Annotated in this window: 25 protein-coding genes, 1 tRNA gene and 1 riboswitch; of the genes, 8 read left to right on the forward strand and 18 right to left on the reverse strand. The window is 52.3% G+C overall.

The genetic code is table 11. The annotated features are described in order from the left end of the window. The first annotated feature begins 17 nt into the window (after positions 1 to 17). Positions 18 to 92, forward strand: a tRNA-Val gene (locus tag ACYOR7_RS03015). Positions 93 to 306: 214 nt separating this feature from the next. Here ACYOR7_RS03015 and sso10a (ACYOR7_RS03020) read toward each other — a convergent pair. The 6 genes from sso10a (ACYOR7_RS03020) to ACYOR7_RS03045 form a co-directional block, all read right to left on the reverse strand. Beyond that, a complete protein-coding gene (gene sso10a, locus ACYOR7_RS03020) occupies positions 307 to 630 on the reverse strand; it encodes an Sso10a family chromatin protein (protein ID WP_366137587.1) in 324 nt (107 codons plus the stop codon). A 2000-nt stretch (positions 631 to 2630) separates the two neighbouring features. Next, on the reverse strand, positions 2631 to 2798 hold the full coding sequence (locus tag ACYOR7_RS03025) for a 50S ribosomal protein L40e (RefSeq protein ID WP_294805679.1): 168 nt from the start codon (positions 2796 to 2798) through the stop codon (positions 2631 to 2633). A 40-nt stretch (positions 2799 to 2838) separates the two neighbouring features. Beyond that, positions 2839 to 3156 (reverse strand): cupin domain-containing protein, encoded by a 318-nt coding sequence (locus ACYOR7_RS03030; RefSeq protein WP_479913070.1) that lies wholly within the window; start codon positions 3154 to 3156, stop codon positions 2839 to 2841. Beyond that, a complete protein-coding gene (locus ACYOR7_RS03035; protein WP_479913071.1) occupies positions 3153 to 3698 on the reverse strand; it encodes a hypothetical protein in 546 nt (181 codons plus the stop codon). Before ACYOR7_RS03035 ends, ACYOR7_RS03030 begins: the two co-directional genes overlap by 4 nt. A gap of 67 nt (positions 3699 to 3765) precedes the next feature. Then, positions 3766 to 3969 carry a hypothetical protein gene (locus ACYOR7_RS03040; RefSeq protein WP_479913072.1) on the reverse strand — a complete coding sequence of 68 codons (204 nt, stop codon included), beginning with the start codon at positions 3967 to 3969 and terminating at the stop codon, positions 3766 to 3768. A gap of 62 nt (positions 3970 to 4031) precedes the next feature. Beyond that, entirely contained in the window at positions 4032 to 4802 is a 771-nt protein-coding gene (locus tag ACYOR7_RS03045; RefSeq protein ID WP_479913073.1) for a hypothetical protein, read from the reverse strand. Positions 4803 to 4883: 81 nt separating this feature from the next. Here ACYOR7_RS03045 and ACYOR7_RS03050 point away from each other — a divergent pair, with 81 nt between their 5' ends. Next, on the forward strand, positions 4884 to 6170 hold the full coding sequence (locus tag ACYOR7_RS03050; RefSeq protein ID WP_479913074.1) for a hypothetical protein: 1287 nt from the start codon (positions 4884 to 4886) through the stop codon (positions 6168 to 6170). Here ACYOR7_RS03050 and ACYOR7_RS03055 read toward each other — a convergent pair. From ACYOR7_RS03055 to crcB, 6 genes are all read right to left on the reverse strand, one after another. Then, positions 6160 to 6870, reverse strand: a complete 711-nt coding sequence (locus ACYOR7_RS03055; protein ID WP_294805673.1) for a DsbA family protein — start codon at positions 6868 to 6870, stop codon at positions 6160 to 6162. The two genes, ACYOR7_RS03050 and ACYOR7_RS03055, sit on opposite strands and share 11 nt — an antisense overlap. A 4-nt stretch (positions 6871 to 6874) precedes the next feature. Continuing rightward, positions 6875 to 7042, reverse strand: coding sequence for a hypothetical protein (locus ACYOR7_RS03060; protein WP_294805672.1), 168 nt, complete (start codon positions 7040 to 7042; stop codon positions 6875 to 6877). Between the two features lie 32 nt (positions 7043 to 7074). After that, a complete protein-coding gene (locus ACYOR7_RS03065; protein ID WP_479913075.1) occupies positions 7075 to 7662 on the reverse strand; it encodes a hypothetical protein in 588 nt (195 codons plus the stop codon). A gap of 1 nt (position 7663) precedes the next feature. Continuing rightward, positions 7664 to 8257, reverse strand: a complete 594-nt coding sequence (locus ACYOR7_RS03070) for a hypothetical protein (RefSeq protein ID WP_294805670.1) — start codon at positions 8255 to 8257, stop codon at positions 7664 to 7666. A 140-nt stretch (positions 8258 to 8397) separates the two neighbouring features. Next, complete coding sequence (locus ACYOR7_RS03075) at positions 8398 to 9261, reverse strand: cation diffusion facilitator family transporter (RefSeq protein WP_294805669.1); 864 nt, start codon at positions 9259 to 9261, stop codon at positions 8398 to 8400. Between the two features lie 109 nt (positions 9262 to 9370). Beyond that, positions 9371 to 9751, reverse strand: a complete 381-nt coding sequence (gene crcB, locus ACYOR7_RS03080) for a fluoride efflux transporter CrcB (RefSeq protein WP_479913076.1) — start codon at positions 9749 to 9751, stop codon at positions 9371 to 9373. 38 nt (positions 9752 to 9789) lie between these two features. Then, positions 9790 to 9869: riboswitch (Fluoride riboswitch) on the reverse strand. A gap of 165 nt (positions 9870 to 10034) precedes the next feature. Here crcB and ACYOR7_RS03085 point away from each other — a divergent pair. Then, a complete protein-coding gene (locus ACYOR7_RS03085; RefSeq protein WP_294805667.1) occupies positions 10035 to 10397 on the forward strand; it encodes a hypothetical protein in 363 nt (120 codons plus the stop codon). Positions 10398 to 10441: 44 nt separating this feature from the next. Continuing rightward, positions 10442 to 11680: a cation:proton antiporter gene (locus ACYOR7_RS03090; RefSeq protein WP_479913077.1), complete on the forward strand. Its 1239-nt coding sequence runs from the start codon at positions 10442 to 10444 to the stop codon at positions 11678 to 11680. Positions 11681 to 11682: 2 nt separating this feature from the next. Here ACYOR7_RS03090 and ACYOR7_RS03095 read toward each other — a convergent pair whose 3' ends face one another. Next, on the reverse strand, positions 11683 to 12222 hold the full coding sequence (locus ACYOR7_RS03095) for a hypothetical protein (protein WP_479913078.1): 540 nt from the start codon (positions 12220 to 12222) through the stop codon (positions 11683 to 11685). Positions 12223 to 12552: 330 nt separating this feature from the next. Here ACYOR7_RS03095 and ACYOR7_RS03100 point away from each other — a divergent pair, with 330 nt between their 5' ends. Further along, complete coding sequence (locus ACYOR7_RS03100) at positions 12553 to 13095, forward strand: hypothetical protein (RefSeq protein ID WP_479913079.1); 543 nt, start codon at positions 12553 to 12555, stop codon at positions 13093 to 13095. Here ACYOR7_RS03100 and ACYOR7_RS03105 read toward each other — a convergent pair whose 3' ends face one another. Next, entirely contained in the window at positions 13096 to 13599 is a 504-nt protein-coding gene (locus tag ACYOR7_RS03105) for a DUF4396 domain-containing protein (RefSeq protein WP_479913080.1), read from the reverse strand. It abuts the gene before it with no gap. A gap of 144 nt (positions 13600 to 13743) precedes the next feature. Here ACYOR7_RS03105 and ACYOR7_RS03110 point away from each other — a divergent pair, with 144 nt between their 5' ends. After that, the gene (locus ACYOR7_RS03110) at positions 13744 to 14421 is read left to right on the forward strand and encodes a phosphatase PAP2 family protein (RefSeq protein ID WP_479913081.1); all 678 of its coding nucleotides are present in this window, start codon (positions 13744 to 13746) and stop codon (positions 14419 to 14421) included. 219 nt (positions 14422 to 14640) lie between these two features. Here the strand turns inward: ACYOR7_RS03110 and ACYOR7_RS03115 are convergent, their stop codons facing one another. Continuing rightward, positions 14641 to 15108 carry an immunoglobulin domain-containing family protein gene (locus ACYOR7_RS03115; RefSeq protein WP_479913082.1) on the reverse strand — a complete coding sequence of 156 codons (468 nt, stop codon included), beginning with the start codon at positions 15106 to 15108 and terminating at the stop codon, positions 14641 to 14643. Positions 15109 to 15366: 258 nt separating this feature from the next. Here ACYOR7_RS03115 and ACYOR7_RS03120 point away from each other — a divergent pair, with 258 nt between their 5' ends. Beyond that, entirely contained in the window at positions 15367 to 15882 is a 516-nt protein-coding gene (locus tag ACYOR7_RS03120; RefSeq protein ID WP_479913083.1) for a PadR family transcriptional regulator, read from the forward strand. 68 nt (positions 15883 to 15950) lie between these two features. Further along, positions 15951 to 16223 (forward strand): Sso10a family chromatin protein, encoded by a 273-nt coding sequence (sso10a, locus tag ACYOR7_RS03125; protein WP_075054325.1) that lies wholly within the window; start codon positions 15951 to 15953, stop codon positions 16221 to 16223. On the opposite strand, the gene ACYOR7_RS03130 is transcribed toward sso10a (ACYOR7_RS03125), so the two are convergent. From ACYOR7_RS03130 to sso10a (ACYOR7_RS03140), 3 genes are all read right to left on the reverse strand, one after another. Then, entirely contained in the window at positions 16220 to 16507 is a 288-nt protein-coding gene (locus ACYOR7_RS03130) for a hypothetical protein (protein ID WP_294806085.1), read from the reverse strand. The genes sso10a (ACYOR7_RS03125) and ACYOR7_RS03130 overlap by 4 nt on opposite strands. A gap of 10 nt (positions 16508 to 16517) precedes the next feature. Next, positions 16518 to 17153, reverse strand: a complete 636-nt coding sequence (locus tag ACYOR7_RS03135; protein WP_479913084.1) for a pyridoxamine 5'-phosphate oxidase family protein — start codon at positions 17151 to 17153, stop codon at positions 16518 to 16520. 111 nt (positions 17154 to 17264) lie between these two features. Next, the gene (gene sso10a / locus ACYOR7_RS03140; RefSeq protein ID WP_294806088.1) at positions 17265 to 17618 is read right to left on the reverse strand and encodes an Sso10a family chromatin protein; all 354 of its coding nucleotides are present in this window, start codon (positions 17616 to 17618) and stop codon (positions 17265 to 17267) included. Between the last annotated feature and the right edge of the window lie 94 nt (positions 17619 to 17712).

Genomic DNA, 17712 nt, shown 5'->3' on the forward strand with positions numbered 1-17712 from the left:
ACACACACGCTCGCAGTGGATGGGTGGTCTAGTCTGGTTAGGATACCTGTCTCACACACAGGTGGTCGAGAGTTCGAATCTCTCCCCATCCACTTGTTTTTCGCTTGTCTCCTCCGCAGAACTTAAGACCGCCGGAGTTACCTGCTCGTTCGGCTGTATACGGTTTTGCTGTCGTTTGTGTATCTGTCTTGACTTTGACAGAAAGAGATCTAACCAATACTAGCCCGATTGCCAGAAGATGTCTTTTATGAAAACGAGCAGGCAAAACAGACGAACTTGCTCGACTATTGGTGGCAATATTGCAAATTAGACCATAGCTTGCAATTTGGCTTTTGATATTGTCTCGAAAATTGATTCTGTCGCTTTGATTGTGCTGGCCAACATTTGTAATAACTCGCGACCTTTCTCGGTAGTCTTTGCGTACCGTGTTTGCCCCAAGTCTGTCACACTTTCGCGCAGCTCGCTTTCTATTAGGCCGTTATCAAGCAAGACAGCCAAGTAGTAAATTGTCTGGTTATAACTTAGGCGCACGCTGCTCATAATTTGAGTTTGTTTCTGCGGTGACAGACACAGCGCTAGAATATCGTGTACAATCTCGAACCTGGTGCGGTTATTGGCACGCTTTTTCATCTGGCACCCCTCGTTACAAACGAAAATAGTTTGTTCATGTTGTCGTTCATAACGGCATACTAATAATCAAGAGACTCGCTTTCGTAACTAGCTAAACACAATTTGCAAGGTGGCCTCCTCCATTAGAGTTTGCACTGCGGAGGCTTGCTCGGGGGCACGCGTACAAAGGTGCGCCCCTGCTTGCTAACTTTGAAAGTAGGGGCTTGTTTCAAATATTTGGTTTAAAAATGCATGTTTGCCTGTAGACTTGTTGTATTTGCACAATGCAACAGTCCAATAACACATTTAGCGACTATATTTTGCACGATACTCATTATTATGGGACCTTCTAACTAATAGTATCGAGCATGTCTGCAATCGTGCCCGAGCATGTAATGATGTAAGCTGAATTCATGAACATGGCAAAAGCCCCTGCCGCTGCTACCTCCGATCGTTTAATCGCGGCAGGGGTAAATCATAATTAGCCCCTGCCGATACCAGACAACAACTATACCGGCAGGGGCGCGGCCGACCAAGTCAAGCACCGCGTTACGTTTGATGTTCTCAGGCACGGTTGTGCAATGCCTGATTGCGAACTATCAAAGAATATCGTTCTTGAGGATTGCTTATTGGCTGGTAAGTGTACAATGTAATACAATCATAATCGAAAAGGTATAATTCTACACTCGTGCGTTTTATGCAGTAAACATGATTGAAACGAACCATTTTACTCTACAAAATGTTTTATTCTGAAAATAATTTACTGCCCTAACCGGCGTGGCGATATAACCGTCGCCGGTTAGGTGCCGTGTGCTGTTCGATGCCTTTCTGCAAGTCACCCCGTTCTTGCTTGCGGTAAAATATTATACGATTGTCAAAATATAATGGGTTTGCAAAGCGAAAAACTTCTCGTACACAAGTCAGCTCTAAGATGAAGCTACAGCTAGCTCTTTTGAGCTAGTGAAATTTTTCTAACACCTGATCATTTACCTGTAAGCTCACGGGCCGGCATTGCTTTCAATATGTATGTGTATGTAGGTTGTTCTGTGAGAACTTGCTTTGGCATGACGTCCTGACTCATGCTTGACTAAAAATTATAGCCCCTGCCGCGATTAGGCAAAAACCGGCAGGGGTCTGGCTGAATGCAGTACGCAGGTTATGCTACGTTGTGACTTGCTCAGGCACGTTTGCTATCATGCCTGATAGCAAACCGGTAAGCAGTATCGCTCTTAAGATTTGCTTATTCATGAATAAGTGCATAGCGCAAGTACGATGGCCTAGTCGGCTAATTACTGGACGAGCCGCTATCCTATTTGTGCGCATATTTGGAGAAGCAATTACGACAATACATACGTGTGTGGGCAGCCAGGTGTATGCCGGTCTAATCACGTAGCCTGCTTGCTCAGCTACACAGCCATATTAAAAATGACTTTCTCTAAAGACATACTATCATGCAAATCGGTACTCTTGTATAATATGGCTGTGTACTTTGTTCTCATGATTAGAGAGATCGATTGCCCCAGTTGCGGTAAACCGAATGAATATTCGCTGGGTTCATGTCGTAATTGCGGCCTGGACCGCGAAAAATTCGCTCAAATCGAACAGGCCGAAGATGTTTTGAGCGAGATCGAGACCCGCACCAGACAGCCAACCATTAGGCAGCTCGATTCGGCCTTTGATTTTGTCGTTTTGTCATTGCATACGCGCTAGTCGTCTGATGTTTTGGGCGGCATGCTCGATGACGAAATGACAAATTCGATGTAATAATACCGAGATGGTTTATTTTGTCTCTGCGACAATCTTTTGCTGAGCATGGTCTATGTGCATATTTATAGATCCGATAGCTGTTTTCGACGACTGTCTTCTTTGCGATAGGAGGCTGCTACTATTTGATCGCGACCGACTGCTGCCATGACAGGTAGTCGAGGGTCCGAATCTCCCTCCCCTTCCATAATCTACTTTTTCAATAACTAGTACGAAAACCTTGAAAACGTAAAATGTGAAAAGGGTTGAACCCTTTCTTACTTCTTGGCACCCAGTGTCCTGTTCTTCAGGCGCATCTGGTCGCTGTGGCACTTTCTGCACCTTGACGCAGATATTGGGTTCTTGCCACCGCAGCGGAAGCATATCTTGAAGTAGAGCCTGCGCTGCTGAGCGATCTGTTTCTTTGTCGCATCGGCTATCGGCATGTTGTATTCTCCTTTCATTCAGGCGAGGGCTGATTTATACCTATTCCGCAAACACGTACAACACCACGAGCGTGTCTATGTTGCCGTAAAACTGGTGCGGCATGTGCGCAGGCACGAACAGCACGGAGCCTTTCTTTATCGGCATGTTCTCTTTTCCCATGCTGAGAAACCCGCTGCCCTCGACTACGAAATACAACTCGTCTGCGTCGTGCGGAGTCTGGGTGTCCTCCTCGCCGGGAAACAGCCGAAGCACGCCTGCCTCAAGGTGCCTCACCTTTATGAAATCCACCCAGTAGCCGTCCTTGTCTATTTTTCCAAGGAGATCGTCAAGGTCGAACACCCGCCCTTTTTCCTTCATTTTTCCTTGGCGCCCCTCTCTATCATGGACCTGACAAGCTGCATAAGTTGGTCGTGCGTCTCCTCGCCATGCTTTCTCATGTAGTAGTACAGTTCCTCCGTCGCGGCGTGATAGTCTATCCCTAGATTCTGGGCTACCTGCAGGGAAATGTGCGCGACTACCAGCTTGCGGATTGCCAGCTCTGCGCCAAAACTTGCAGAGTCGCTCAAAAGCTCGTCCAGCGCGTTTTTGAACTGCGAGTCGATGTAGCGGTCCTTTGCCTCCCGCGTCTTTATGGAAAACGTGACGCCCGCCATCCGCTGCTTCATGTGTATGCTCTCCACCATCTCGATAAAACGGTCGTTCAGCGCCGGCCTTTCAGTCAAGATTTCTGACAGGAGGTCAGCCGCGTCGGTCTCGCTTTGTCCCATCCTGTCTACGAGCGTAAAAAGGACATGGCACGCGGCGCAGCCGTTGCCCTTTACCCTTGCGGGGTTGGAGCCTACGGCGTCTACCTCCTGAGATATCATCTGTTCTGCGGCTTTTTGCGTCTCGGCGTCCAATGCCAGAACGTTGGTGCCCGCCGGTTAAAACGTTGGCGCCAAACCTCAAAACAGAGAGAGGAGGCTATTATTGGCCAGCCGGCTTTACCTGCACGTTTACCTGATCGCCAAACGTGATTGACGTGTTGCTACCGTTATTGCTGCTTGGGCCAACGCCTGCACTGGTTGCGCGCTCGTGCTGCGGATGGACGTCAAACGTGGCCGCAAAGCCCAGAAGTAGGCCGAGCGCGGCAAAGGCAAGCACGAATATGACGACGGTGGAAATCATCAAGAACGGTGTGTGTACGACCCTTTAAAAATTTTGCATTATCATCATCATTCTTGTCATTATCATCAGGTAAAGTAACCGCTGTAGCGGGCCTTGCCCACAAGCAATCCACTTTCCTCGTCCCTCACAAACGTCGTGTCTTTTCTGGGCACAAGCCCGTCCGGCCTGACGAGATGGGCCGTGCCGTAAACATACGCAAGCACGTATTCATAGCGCCATACGAGATACCTGTCTCTGTCCTCCATCAGGGTCTTTGCCTGCACCATCTGTTCCCTGTGGTCGCCCACCAGCTTGACATTGTCGTACCATATCGGATACTTTGACCAGGAATCGTCCTCTTCCTCCTGCCGCGGGCGGTTCCTCGCGAAAAGAAAGCCGGGCTTGTATGCAAGGGTGATGGCAAAGGCCACCATGCCCAGACCGAGGAAAAAGTGCATGGTTGAGGCGACCTGCGACGAGACCTCTGCAGATCCCCTCGTAATATCCTCGCCTCTCATCATAAAGTCGGTAAACGCCGGATTTGCGGCCGGGTAGTACGGCAGGATTACCGCGTTGTGCATGAGGACTACCCCTAGCAGGCATATCACCGCCGGCACTACTCCCTTCCACACCACGCTTGCAAAGATGAACGCTGCAAGCACTATCGCAAAGGCGTTGACGATGCTTGCAAGCGCCGGCGCAGACACCGGGACGAAAGAGCCGAACATGTGGAGGAAGAACAAGAGCGCTATGCTTACGCAGTTTACTATCAAAAGTGTCTGCTCGTGGAGCACAAACCACGCCTTGGCACGAGCAAGTACCGGGTGCTTTGGAGCAGAGGCAAGCCCCTCGGCCATGAGAAAATAGCCTCAAACTGCGCATTAAGCCTTTCCCCTGATCCGCAACAGTTTTTTGTTCATGATGCGTCAGAGATTCTCGTGCCATTTGGGTTATTCAAAAAGAAAGAGGCCGAAAAAAGCGGGACGGCCACCGTTGCGCCGGACATGCCGCAGGCCGGCACGCTCTCCATACAGGACGTTCAGTCGCTTCTTGACAGCATCGAGTCGGCCCGAGTGCAGTCGCTCTCCTCCCGGCTTGCGCCGGCGAGGGACTCTGCGGCGCGCACGCTTGCGTCCCTTGCGGCCATCGCCGACGGGATGGAGAAGGAAAAGCTGAAACTTGAGGAGCTTGAAAAGAGGTTCGGCTCCAACATCGAAAACACCAAAAAGATGGTGGTGTCCGCGCTCAGGCGCGAGGCGTCATCCGAACTGCCGCAGGTGCAGACGCTAGGAGACGCGAAAAAGTTCAAGGAGAGGATGGAGTCGATGATACATCGCTTTGGCGAGGTCACCGGCTCGCACAGCAAGATGCTCAACTATTTCCTCAAAAAGCACGCTTCCAACATGAAGGGCGAGCTTGGCGAGCTTGAAGACCTGCTGAAAGACGCCAAGGCCGCGATATCTGCGTTTGAGCAAGAGCGCGCGCCGGCGGTAAGGTGCTCAAATACGCTCAACACCGTTTTGCAAAAGATCTCGTCGGCAAGGGCGGACGAGCAGGCCGCACAGGCCACGCAGGAGCGCATTTCTGTAATTGAATCCGACCTTGCAAGGCTGAAAGAAGAGCTTGCGGCGCTCTCTAGCTCGTCCGAGTTTGCAGAGGCCAAGGCCACGGCCGAAAAACTCGCGCAGGCTGAAAAGAGGCAGGAGCAGTTCAATGCGCAGCTTGCCGAGATGTTTTCGCACGTTTCAAGGGCGCTGTCGAAATACTCGTACGGCGTGTCAAAAGAGACCGAGAGGCGTCTTCGGGTGCTGTCGGAGGAGCCGTGGTCAGCGCTTGCCGAGCAGGACATATCGCCCTACTCTGCGCTCCTTGCAGAGGTCTACAAGTCAGTCGCCTCCGGCCAGATACAGCTGAAGGACTCGGACAGGGCGCTCTCGCACCTTGCGTCCATCCAGTCATCCCTTCCGCAGCTGCAAAAGGACGCGGCCTCTATTTCCGCAGAGATTGCGACATTGCGCCAGGGCAAAATCCACGCGGTCCAGCACGCAAGGGAGGCCGAGACCATCATAGCCCAGCACGAGGAGGGTCTTGCAAGAGAGCGGCAATGGCTTGACCAGCTGAAAAAGCAGGTGGCAGAAACAAACTCTGAAGTGGACGCGCTCTTGAAGGAAGTCTCGGAAACGCTGCTCTCACTAACCGGCAAGAGGTACGCGGTCAGCCGCTAGTAGTAGTGGTGTACTTGTTCAGCACTTCTTGGAACACCTGGTAAGGCTGAGCGCCCACGATGGGCTCAGGCCGGCCGTTTGCCGGGATTATCACAAAGCTGGGCGTCGCGTTCAGCCCGACGGTCTTGGCCAGATTAAAATTGTCCTTGACTACGCTTGCATACTTGCCAGAGTCAAGACACGACTTGAACTGATCGATGTTTGAAATGCCTACCTTCTGGGCAAAGTCGGCCATGTTCTCTTTGGTTATCCATCCTGCCTTTTCGCCTCCCCAGTTGTTGTACATGAAATCGTGGAACTCCCAGAATTTGCCTTGGTCAGCGGCGCAGTACGACGCCTGCGCGCCGAGGGACGAGCCGCCGTCTAGGTGGTCGTTTATCGGAAAGTCCTTGAACACGAACTTGGCCTTGCCTGTCTGCACATAGTCGGCCATGAGCTTGTCCTTGGTGTCCTGGTGGAACCTGTGGCAAAAAGTGCACAAATAGTCGCCAAACTCTACGACCGTCACCGGGGCGTTTGCGTTGCCGAGCACGGGGGCGGCTGCAATCGTGGGCGACTGCATCTTTTGAAATACTGCCTTGGCAAATTCTTCGTCGGTCTGTGGCTTTTGCGCAGAGGAGGTTGCAAAGAACGCGCCGGCGCCTGCCGAGACTATGATGCCTACCGCTATTACCGCAATGATAATGTTCTTGCTGCGCATATGGCTATCTCCAGAATATTGAGAATATGCCTAGGCCAATTATGCAGAGGCCGCCAAACGAGATCTGCGGGATGTTGAGCGCAAGGCCCAATATGCCGAGGCCGACTCCGCAAGCTATCATGACTGCCTCGCCTAATCTTCTCTGGCTCTTCAGGATGCGCCTCTGGACCATGTGCGGAGAAAGACTTGGTTGGCTTTATAAAATTACCTGCCCATTGCAGCCTCTGATAAAGCCCTAGTGAGCACCAGCACGACCAGCCCAAAGAGCATGTTGAACGCAAGCGCGCTGTAGACAATTCTGTCCATCATTGCGAGCATGTCTGAAACCGCAATGCGGAACAGGATCCCGGTGGGCGTGTGCTGGTCTACGACAGATCGGCCGTCAAGCGACTGCAGGAGCGGCACCATCGTCCCGTATGCGACTGGCAGGAACAACGCGGCCCAGACGAGCGCGCCTGCAGCAAGGCCGTACGCCGGCGCAAACCTGCCGAGCGACGAATAAGCCTTTCTTGAAACTGCAAAGGGCGCCGAAATGACAAGGCCGATTGCGGCCCCCGCAAGCAGGTGCAGGAGCAGGCCCTGCACTATGGCGTACGTGTTATAGTCCTGCGCCTGCGAAATTGCAGAGACAAGCATCAGGTAGAACGTGCCCACCGGCAGCCCCGCGACCCTCTCTCCAAGCAGTATCAGCGCCGAGACTGCAAGCGAGCCTATGAGGCCCGAGGCGGCCCCTGCGCCAGCCACGGCAAGGCCGCGGCTCTGCAGTAAAGCATGTTTGCCCTGTATTGTCATTTTAGTGCATCATCCCTCCTTCACCAGGATGCGCCGCGCGAAACGCCTTGATGCGCAGAAACGCGCTTGTCATGTAGCCAAATATGGCGCCCCATACTAGGTGGAACACGATTGCACTGAGCGCAATTCCCCATACGAACTGGTCTGCGTTGCCAAGCGCCGCACTCTGCAGCGGCATGCTCTGCGCAAGCAGGTGGCTTATCCTTGCCATCGAGGGCTGCACCAAGAGCTCAGTCACCGGGAGGAACAGGACAAGCCACACCGCGACTCCTGCTCCAATGCCTGCGGCGACCGCCCTGTACGGGTTTAAGAATTTCATGATGGCAAACCGGGACATCGCAAACCCTATGACTGCGCCAAGCAGGGTCCCGGTCAGTAGGTGCAAGCCAAAGCCAACGTACGCGGCAGGGCCAAAGCCGCCGGCGCCAAGGCTCATACCCATCACCGCGTAGAACGTCCCTATGGGAAGACCGAGCTCCAGTTCCGACGCCGCTATCGCCGTCGATATTGACCACGTCGCTATCAGCCCTGCAATCGCGCCGTACTTGGCGCCACTCCGCAACGCCTCTCTTCTGAACGATGACTGCGGCAACATATGCCCTTTATTCGTGACTTTAATATTTCTGCTTTCTCTTTATATTTATTATAACAATTATGCTATTTCTCATCATGACAGCTTTATATCTATAATTACTATTGATTTAATATAATTTCTATAATATACCGATCCACGTCCTAGACCGGCTTTGGTATTATCACCGTGTCTTCCGTGTCAAACTCTGACATGACAGACGCCCGTATCTTGGACATCAGCTCGTTTGCCTTGTCGAGGCTCATGTTCCTGTCAAGCTCCACGTGCACCTGCGCATAGAATTCCTGCCCTGCAGGCCGGAGCAGTATCTTTTCAACCCTCACGTTGAACTTTTTCTCGATGTGGAGAATCATCTCGGCTTGCATCTCTGGGTTCTTTACCGCGTCGACAAGCACGAGCGCCGACTCTTTCAGCGCGGTAAACGCCATGTAAAAGATGTACCCTGCTATCATGATGCTGCCTATTGCGTCCATGTAGGGGATGCCAAAGAATGCCGCAACGACGCTTGCAAGACCCACGAACGACGCGGTGCCGTCCTTTATCGAGTTCTTGGCGTCGAGGTTGAGCGATATGAGGTCGTACTTTTTGGCGACGCTCCTCACCTTGAACGCACGGTGCAGCGAAACCGCGCCGGCGCCTGCAAGGGCCGCCATCGTGACAGGATAGTTGCCGACCGGCTCGGGGTGGAGGAAATGCTGGTACGCGTTGTAAACGATAAAGCCGCCGAGGAACAGGATGATGACCGCGGCGACGAACGCTGCAAAACTCTCTATCTTGGTGTATCCAAAGGGGAACAGCCTGCTCTTTGGCTTGTGGATCATCCGTATGCCAAACCACACGACAAACGAGACTAGCGCGTCAGCAAGCGAGTCGAGGCCGTCTGCAAAGAGTGTGAGGCTGCTTGTGAAAAACGAGAGCATGACCTCGGCGACGCCTATTGCTATCAGCGTCCATATGGAGACCCACGCCGCCTTCCTTGCCTCGTTGAAAACCGTAGACTTGTCCAAAAAGTGGTTATGGTTGATGCTTAAAGTAGCCTATTATACTTAGCGTGTGTGTGCGCGCACCGCAGTGCGTCGATATGTGCGCAGGATAGCCATAGTTGTCATAATCATTTTATCCTTTCAAGAGCACGCTTGCAATCGCCCTTCCGCCAATCACCGCGCCTATCGACAGGCCGACGTTGGCTGCTATGTTAAGCGCAACTAGGCCAAGCTGCCTGTTCTCAAGAAGGTTGTTCGTCTCTAGCGCAAACGATGACATGGTGGTGAGTGAGCCGCAAAAGCCGATTGCCACCAGCAATGAGTAGCGAGAGTCCAGGTTCCATACCGCGGCAAGTATCGAAAACACGCCCAGGATGAAACTGCCTGCAATGTTGATTATCAGCACGTTTAGTGGTAGCGTGCCTAGCACAACCGGCGACTCGGCCATCTTGTAGCGCAGAAACGCGCCAGCGACCGCACCTGCCGCAAGCAGCGCAAATTCTATTCCTTTCATTTTTCTCTTGTGCCCACCATTTTCTTCATGTCCTCTGTTTTCTGGTAGGCATTATCAGCACCTCTGGAAAAGGGCGGTTCAGGCTTGCGCCAAGGCTAATGCCATAGCCTGCGTATGTTTGTGTATGTATGTACGTGGGAAGAAGATGGATGTTGGAAATAAAGCTAGCTGTGGTTGCTTGACCGGCCGACCCGGCCCGGTCGCAGTCGCCGCCGTGATATTCTGACATGCTCTGTACAGCATTAGTTAGGGTTATTACTCTAGCCCGCAGACTGCATCCGGCTTGGAAATCTCTATCGAGCCGTGGAAAAAGCTGGTAGTGCACGAAGTGATAGAGTACGGCTTTGAGGATCTCGTGCGCATCGTGCTCTCGCAGTCGCGCGCTGCAGGAGGCGGCATCGCGTCGATGAACTGGTGCAACGGCCTCGTGTTCCAGCACGCGACGTTCCCTGATACCGAAAGCGTGGTTCAGGAAAAACTGAAAGGGACAATACATTATTCGTCGGTGGTGTTTGCGAGAAAGGACAAGTTCGAGCGGCAGGTGGTGAAGGAAAACGGCACGCTCAACCTTGTAGACGTGAGCGCAAACCCAATATTTTTCCAGCTGACTGAGACGCTCAAGTCGGAGCAGGCCAAGAGAAGCTAGTCTTTTAAGACGCCGTCGTTACTTTATTGCGGTTATTATTTTCCTTGGCAGTCGATGCCGCGTTTTTGCACGTCATGATCTCTCTTGGCATACTGCTCTTTGCCGCCAAGATATTTGCCGAGCTGTTTGCTCGGATAAAGCTGCCAGTCGTGCTCGGAGAGCTCGTGGCAGGCATCATAGTGGGACCGTTTGCGCTCGGCGGCCTTGTCATGTTTCAGGACAGGCCCATCGTGGACCTTGACGAGACCGTCAGGACTATTGGCGAGATGTCTGCGGTGGTCATATTGTTCATCGCAGGCTTGGAAATAACGCCGAGGGAATTCCTGAGGGGAGGCGCGTCCGCGTTCACCGTTGGCGCGATAGGAGTCGTGGTGCCCTTCTTTCTAGGCTACTTTGTGTTTTTGCAGTTTGGCCTCGCCGCGCTAGAATCGATGCTCATCGCCACTGCGCTCACCGCCACTAGCATCGCAATTTCGGTGCAGGTGCTGACGGAGCTAGGTCGTATGCGGACAAAAGAGGCCCGGCTGATACTTGGTGCGGCCATAGTCGACGACATACTTGCCATAGCCGTGCTTTCCGTAGTGACTACGATGGTGCAGACGGGCAACACTGCGCCAGACATAACGGAAATCGTGTTTCTGATACTAAAGATCCTTGGAATATTTGCCGCCCTTCTTGTGGGCGCGATATTTCTCATACCGCGGCTACTACACGTCGAAAGGCTGTGGAAGTCTAGGGGAAGCATTGAAGGCATCGCCACTGCCGCGTTCTTTGCGGCCGCCGGCATAGCCGCGTTCGTGGGCCTGTCGCCCATCGTGGGCGCTTTTGCCGTGGGCATGGCAATCGCAAGCACGCGGGTTATCCACAGGATCGAAGAGTATGTCGACAAACTGCAGATAATATTTGCACCCCTCTTTTTTGCGATAATTGGCGCTCAAGTAGACTTGCGGGGCGTCAATGCAGAGGTGATGCTCATTGCAGGTGCCATGATAGCAGTGGCGATAGTGTCAAAGATGGCCGGATGCGGCCTGCCTGCATTGCTCTTCCTGAAGAGCCGCAACAAGTCGATGAAGGTGGGGATAGGCATGATATCGCGGGGAGAAGTCGGGCTCATCGTTGCAGGAGTCGGTGTGTCTTCAGGCGCGCTCACAGGCAACATCTATACTGCCATAATCATCATGGTCGCGGCTACTACGATAATCACGCCGGTATGGCTAAAGTCGGCGTACAGAAAGGACCCGCCCGAGCCGGCGGTTCCGGCGGCAGAACAAAAGGCAGAGTGAGCCTACTCTTCTGCTGCTTCTTCTTCTGCCGGAACCGGCGCGTCTCTGTCTACCTTGTACTGAAAGACATCCTTGTAGTCGAGGCCGACGATGACGTTTCTTCCCACTGCGACTATCCTCGACTTGGGTATGTCAAAGCGCCAGTCACGGTGGCCCCAGACTATTATCGTCTCGCTTGTCTCTTTCATGACGTGGCCGACGTGTTCCTCGTCCTGCGACCTTACTCCCTTGTTAAAGAGCGATCTGGGGTACTTTTTCTCGTACGCCGCAAGGTCGACATCGCCGGCGGCTTCCTCGTGGATCTCCGCGCTTGCCGGCAGAGGCGCGTCTCTGCTGACCTTGTATTTTTTCGCTATCTCTGAGAAGGGAAGGTCAATCAACACGTTTGCTGCCGCAAACCTGACCTCTGACTTGGGTATGTCATATCTGTCGCCGCCCTCGCCGAAAACCACTATCGCCTCGTCAGCCTCGCGGACCACGTGGCCGACGTGCGGTGAATCCAGAGCCTTGACGCCCTTGTTGAAATACTTGCCCGACGACACTATGCTTCCACCTCTAGCGGCTTCTTCGCTATCTTGTCTGCCGCGTGTAAGGCGGCGAGTGTCGGCGCGAACCCCAACACTACCCAGAGTATTTGTTCAAACATTGACAGTGCTAATATTGTGCACAGTTACCATAAACGATGCTCAAATCCTATTTAGACGACTTTGCTCTGGCCTGAAATTGACTGCAACGCTTGCAAAAAATCGTGTCTGCGTCTGCCTTGTATCAAGCGCTGCTGACTAATATAACGCATTTTTTTCTATGACATTTTTGCTGAAGGCATAAAAGTAATCAGTCTCTACCCTGTGCGTGCCGCAGGTTTACTTGTCGTGTTTGCGATAGTGGTGATGGGGCTCATAGGCTATGTCCGGACTAGGACTGCAGTGCGCGGCTCCAAAGTGAGCAGGGCAAAGACGTACGGCCTTGGCATCTTTTACGTGGCGTTTGCTTCCTATCTCGTGCTCAATTCGTTTGCAGGCGGCGTTCCGATAATCTACTCCACGCCCTATGTCCTGACCTTTTTTGCTGCAGAGTATTTCTCAAACCGCTACTCTGACAAGGCGCTAAGGTTCTGGAAGACTGCCGACGGAGTCATTTATTCAAAGGGTGGCACGGCGATATACATGACGTACGTGGGCGCAATGGCCGTGCGCATCATTGTCTCGATGCTCCTGCTAGGGTCTTCGACATCGATGTTTTTTGTCTACAGCCCAGAAGGCGCGCAGGCAACCGGCTCTGCGACGGCCCTTGAGTTCATTGTCTCGGACTTTATGCTGGTGCTTGGAGCGGGACTCCTTGTGGGGCTGAACAGGCGGATATACCTCCACTACAACCTGATAAAAAAAGGCGAGGAAGCGGTGCCTGTTCTGTAGTCAGTTATGGTGGTAGTGCTGCTGCTTGTGCTGCTGCTTGTGCACCGCCGTCTTTTGCTGTTCGCTCTTCATGGCCCAGTACATGGCAGGGTATGAAACTGCAAATCCAGCCGGCAGTATTATCCCCATTCCAAGCCAGAATACCGCGTCGGCAAGCGAGGCCATCATGAAACCAGGTATCACAAAGGCAAGCAGGTTCTCGGTGACTTCCATCGCCGAGATGCTTGCAGTGTCACCGATGACCGTGACTTTTGCGGCCTGTTTCCACGGCATAGTCCTTAACATGGGTATCATGGTAAAGGCGTACCCGACTGCAAACGCAAGCCCAACTGCCAGGGCAAGAGTGGAGGCCATGTCCCAGCCGAGCAGAAAACCGATTGCGGCTCCAATGCCTTCGCCTATGTTGCATCCTATCAGGCACCTGAGGGCGTGCTTGGCAGTTGCCCATCTCAGGCTGCCGCCGTGATTATGCGCATGTGCGTGCGCGTTATGACGTTCTTGCATTGGGCCTATTAGGGAATGATGCGCATATAGCAATAATAGTTTACAATTGTAAAATTGTCGGAGCGCGAATCCTAAAAAGACCGTCAACATATAGCAGAGCTAACTATTATAACTCAACTCGATCTTTATCAAACATACATTTCCTTGAATAACAAAAAATACCTTGCAATTTCTCTGATACTAATCGCATCGTTCATAGTCTTGGCGGTGCTAGTCTCACCGAGAGTAAATCCTGACGGCAATTCCGGGGTGATGAAATACGATGCATCTGCATTTCTTGCAGTCAACAACTCTCACCTTTCCGGTCCTTTTAACCAGTTCATGATTCTCTTGACAGAGTATGGGAGAGAGGTAGTGTGGACTGTGGCAGGCGTCCTCATCTTTGTCTTTGGCGGGGGGGCTGGCAAAAAAACGGCGGTCGTGATGGCTATAACCTTGCTTGTTCTTATTCCGATTGGAAGCATTGCCAAGGAAATTGTTGCAAGACCAAGACCCGTAGTCCCGCAATCCGATCTGCTTGTTGCGGCAGAGCCGGATTTCTCCTTCCCGTCGGGCCATGCAGTGATAACATCGGCAGGCGCCGCTACCGCGCTGGCACTCTTTAGGGGCGCTGGCAGGAAAACCGCGATATCGCTAGGGTTGGCGGCAGAGGCTGCCCTAGTGTGCCTATCCAGGGTGTACGTCGGCGGGCACTATCCTCTGGATGTGCTTGGCGGGATATTCTTAGGGGTCGGAGTCGCTTTCATCTTTGTAGGTGTGGCAGGAAGAATAGAAGTCGCGATGCGGCCGGTGGCAAATGTCTTGAAGAGGAACAAAAGATAGCTAATTCTTGAATCCTTTATATGATGGCACTTCTAATGATTTTTTGAATTTTCGAAAAAAGAACTCGCCTAATAATGTACTTCGCAGCAGAATTAGAAAATGGCAGAGCGGAAGAGCGTAAGAATGCAAGATCAGACTACATATGTGTTTTCTTGAATGTAATGATGGCTACCTCTGTCTCCATCAGTCACCTTATTAACTGCTGGTTACTCTTCCGCGTTACCATTTGTACCATGTTTTGAATACTTCATAAAAAGTACTTGCTGCTTCCGCTGCTGAATTAGTGGCTAGATTTTGCTCTCTCTCTGCTTGCTCTTCGTGCATTAACTCCTTCATACGCAGTATCCTTTGTAGTTGGATCTGATTATCTACCTGTTGTCTTTTGATTGGGTCTTTAAATATCTCTTCGCAATACAGCTCCCCTGCCCTCCGCCAGAAACCTCTGAAGAATTCGTCATGGTCTAGAACGACTGGCGGCTTGCTGCGGCTTCTATTTACGTTTTCAAATTTGGGTGGTCTGCCCGGCAGCGCTGGTACAAAAACACCTGCTGCGAGTCCTGCTCTATATGATGCCTCTGAAACTGCCAATCCTCCCCCTTTCTCCACTGTGCGTACATGCCGTCGAGCTGAGTTGCCAGTTGTGAAGCCTTTGCCGCATGCTGTGCAGACATAGTTTATCTTGCCCATGTCTGCCAATTCCTGCATTTGTGGAAATTACAGCACTGTGCAGCACAGTGCTGTACATACGCACTTTTCACAAAATATTTTCAGTATATGTTTCTAATAAGGATAGCGTGCAAAGTTCTGGTGGGAATTCGGCTGATTAGATGGCTGCTTTTGCTATCGTAATAAACTCAGTCGTTTTTCCACCCGCACTATCCCGCATATTCAACAGTGTAATCGCTAGCGATATCTTGATATATCACTGGCGATATTACTAGTGATATGATAAGCGAATGGCTCGCACGCGTCGGAAGTGCCATACCGCGCGGATTTTCCCGCCACTACATCCTGACACTTCTGAAGGAAAAGCCAATGACTGGAAAAGAGATAATCGACAAGGCGACAGCGCAGACTGAAGGGCGCTGGAAGCCATCGCCCGGCCTCATCTACCCGCTGCTTGGCCGGCTCCTTGACGATGGATTAGTGACCGAAAACGATGACGGCAGGTATTCGATAACGAAAAAAGGGCTTGCAATCATTGGCGATCTTGAAACGCTAAACGGCATAGTGCACAGGCAGCTGGACGCGATGCTGCGCGTCGGGACCATAGGCGCGGCAGTTGCGACCGACCTTGTGGACCGCGTCATCACGATAGGCTCGGCAATCGGCTCGCACGCAGACGCTCTGTCAAAGGAAGAGCGCTCGAAGTACCGCCAGTTCCTGCTGTCGGAGCTAAAAAAGCTTGACGAGCACGAAAAACGTGCCTCCGATCGCGTGCAAAAGGTAGATGTGGAGTAGGCGTACAGGACTCTTTTCTAGGTTCCGCCTAGAGCAGATATTTAACTGATGACTGCAAAAACTCCAGCGTGAAGTATCGCAGCAGGATGGACATCGCTGCCGCAATTCTGGAGATAGCACAGGGCGGCGCGATAAAGACGAGGATAATGTACAAGGCTTTCCTGTCGTTCCCACAGCTGAAGGAATATCTAGAGCTGTTGCAGGACGGCGGGCTCCTCGATTATGTGGCTGAGGAAAAAGAGTACTATACAACGGAAAAGGGCCGTCAATTTCTAAAGATGTACAAGGACGTCGGGCAGATGATCTTCCCCGGCGCCAGAAAGAAAAAGATCCCGGCCTAGAGCCAAGGCCAGTACTTTATCCCTCGTATTGCGCATTGCTTGCGCACGACGGCCTTGGCTTTTTCCACCGCCTCAAGGTCTGTTGACCCAGACTTGACGTACTGCAGCATGACCTCCTCCAGCAATTTCTTTGCGCGCTCCTCCGTGAACTCTTTGTATTTTTTCTCCTCTTTCTCTTTTTCTTCTTCAACGTGTTCGCCGGCGCCCTTCATTTCCATATACTCCTGCCTGCATGCTTCGCACGAGTCGTCGAAAAAGTCCGTATGCACGTTGCAGCGGGGCATGTGTGCGTGTCTACATCTCCGGCTCGCTTGTTACCTCTGGCGCGCCGTTTTTGACTTCGATGCCCATAACCGCCAGCACAGCTTTTGCGTTTTCAAGCCCTTCGCGCTCGATGATGTTCTGCGCCATTTTTAGTCTGTAGGGCCGAGACCAGTGCTGGCCTACCTTGTACTTGCCCCGCATCTCATCGGGAATTACCTTGATTATTGCCACTTCGTGCACGACCGGCATCTCTGCTGCAAGGAGCTCGTACCTGCCCTCCTTCTGGTATTTCTCCATGAGCGCGTTGAGCGCCCTTGCCTTTTCTTCGCCGTCGCTGACGAGGACTGCCCTGCCCTTTATCACCACGGAAATGTAGAGCGTGTCGGCCTGCGACGCGTCTGTCGGGTGGAAATAGTATGACGGCAAAAAGCACACGTGCTGGTCCACTTCAAAGCCAACCCTGGAGTTACGCAGCATGTTCTCCAGCTTTTCGCCCATAGGATGCGAGTGCATGTACACCGCGGCCTCCATCCACACAAAGTTCATCGGGATGACCTGCGGGTAGCCATTCTTGTCGATTGAGGCCACCCTTCCAACCGGCTGGCTGTTTAAAAAGTCGATAATCCTGTCCTTTGACTTTATCTCAAACTTTTTCACCAGCTGCATGTGTGCCTGCGCAAGCTATGTACGCGTGCCGTTAAAAGTTATGCGCACTATGTGCCGCTAAATAGAGACTGCCGCCGGTCAGAGGCCGCGGATGCTCTACAATGCAGAGCCCTATTCAGACATTGCCTGGACCTTGTTGAAGAGCGAGTTTACGTGCCGTACCGCCTTTGCCAGGTCTTGCAGCACGTGCTTGCCTTTTTCAGTCGTCATGTAATAGACGTGCCCGCCGGGTTTGTCGCAATCCGTCGGCTCTCTGTATCCGTCACGCCTTGCAAGGAGGCCGTTGGAAAGCAGGGGAGACACATAGTCATTTAGCTGTTCAAACGACAGGCTTGCCTTGTACATGATGTGCGTGCGCTTTTTCGGCTCGTTAGCGCAGAGCCGCAATATGTCGTGAGTGATCTCTATCCTGCTGCGCATCATTCTGTTCATTTTGTTTGCGCCCTTTGCGCGCAGCTTGTTCATAAATGCTGCCAACCTAATCCCAAGCTGTCGCTTGCACTGCATCACCTATAAGGCTTCATTTTCATGCAAGAATCCTGCCGGATTTACATGGTTT

The sequence above is a fragment of the Candidatus Nitrososphaera sp. 86-2 genome (assembly GCF_056726185.1).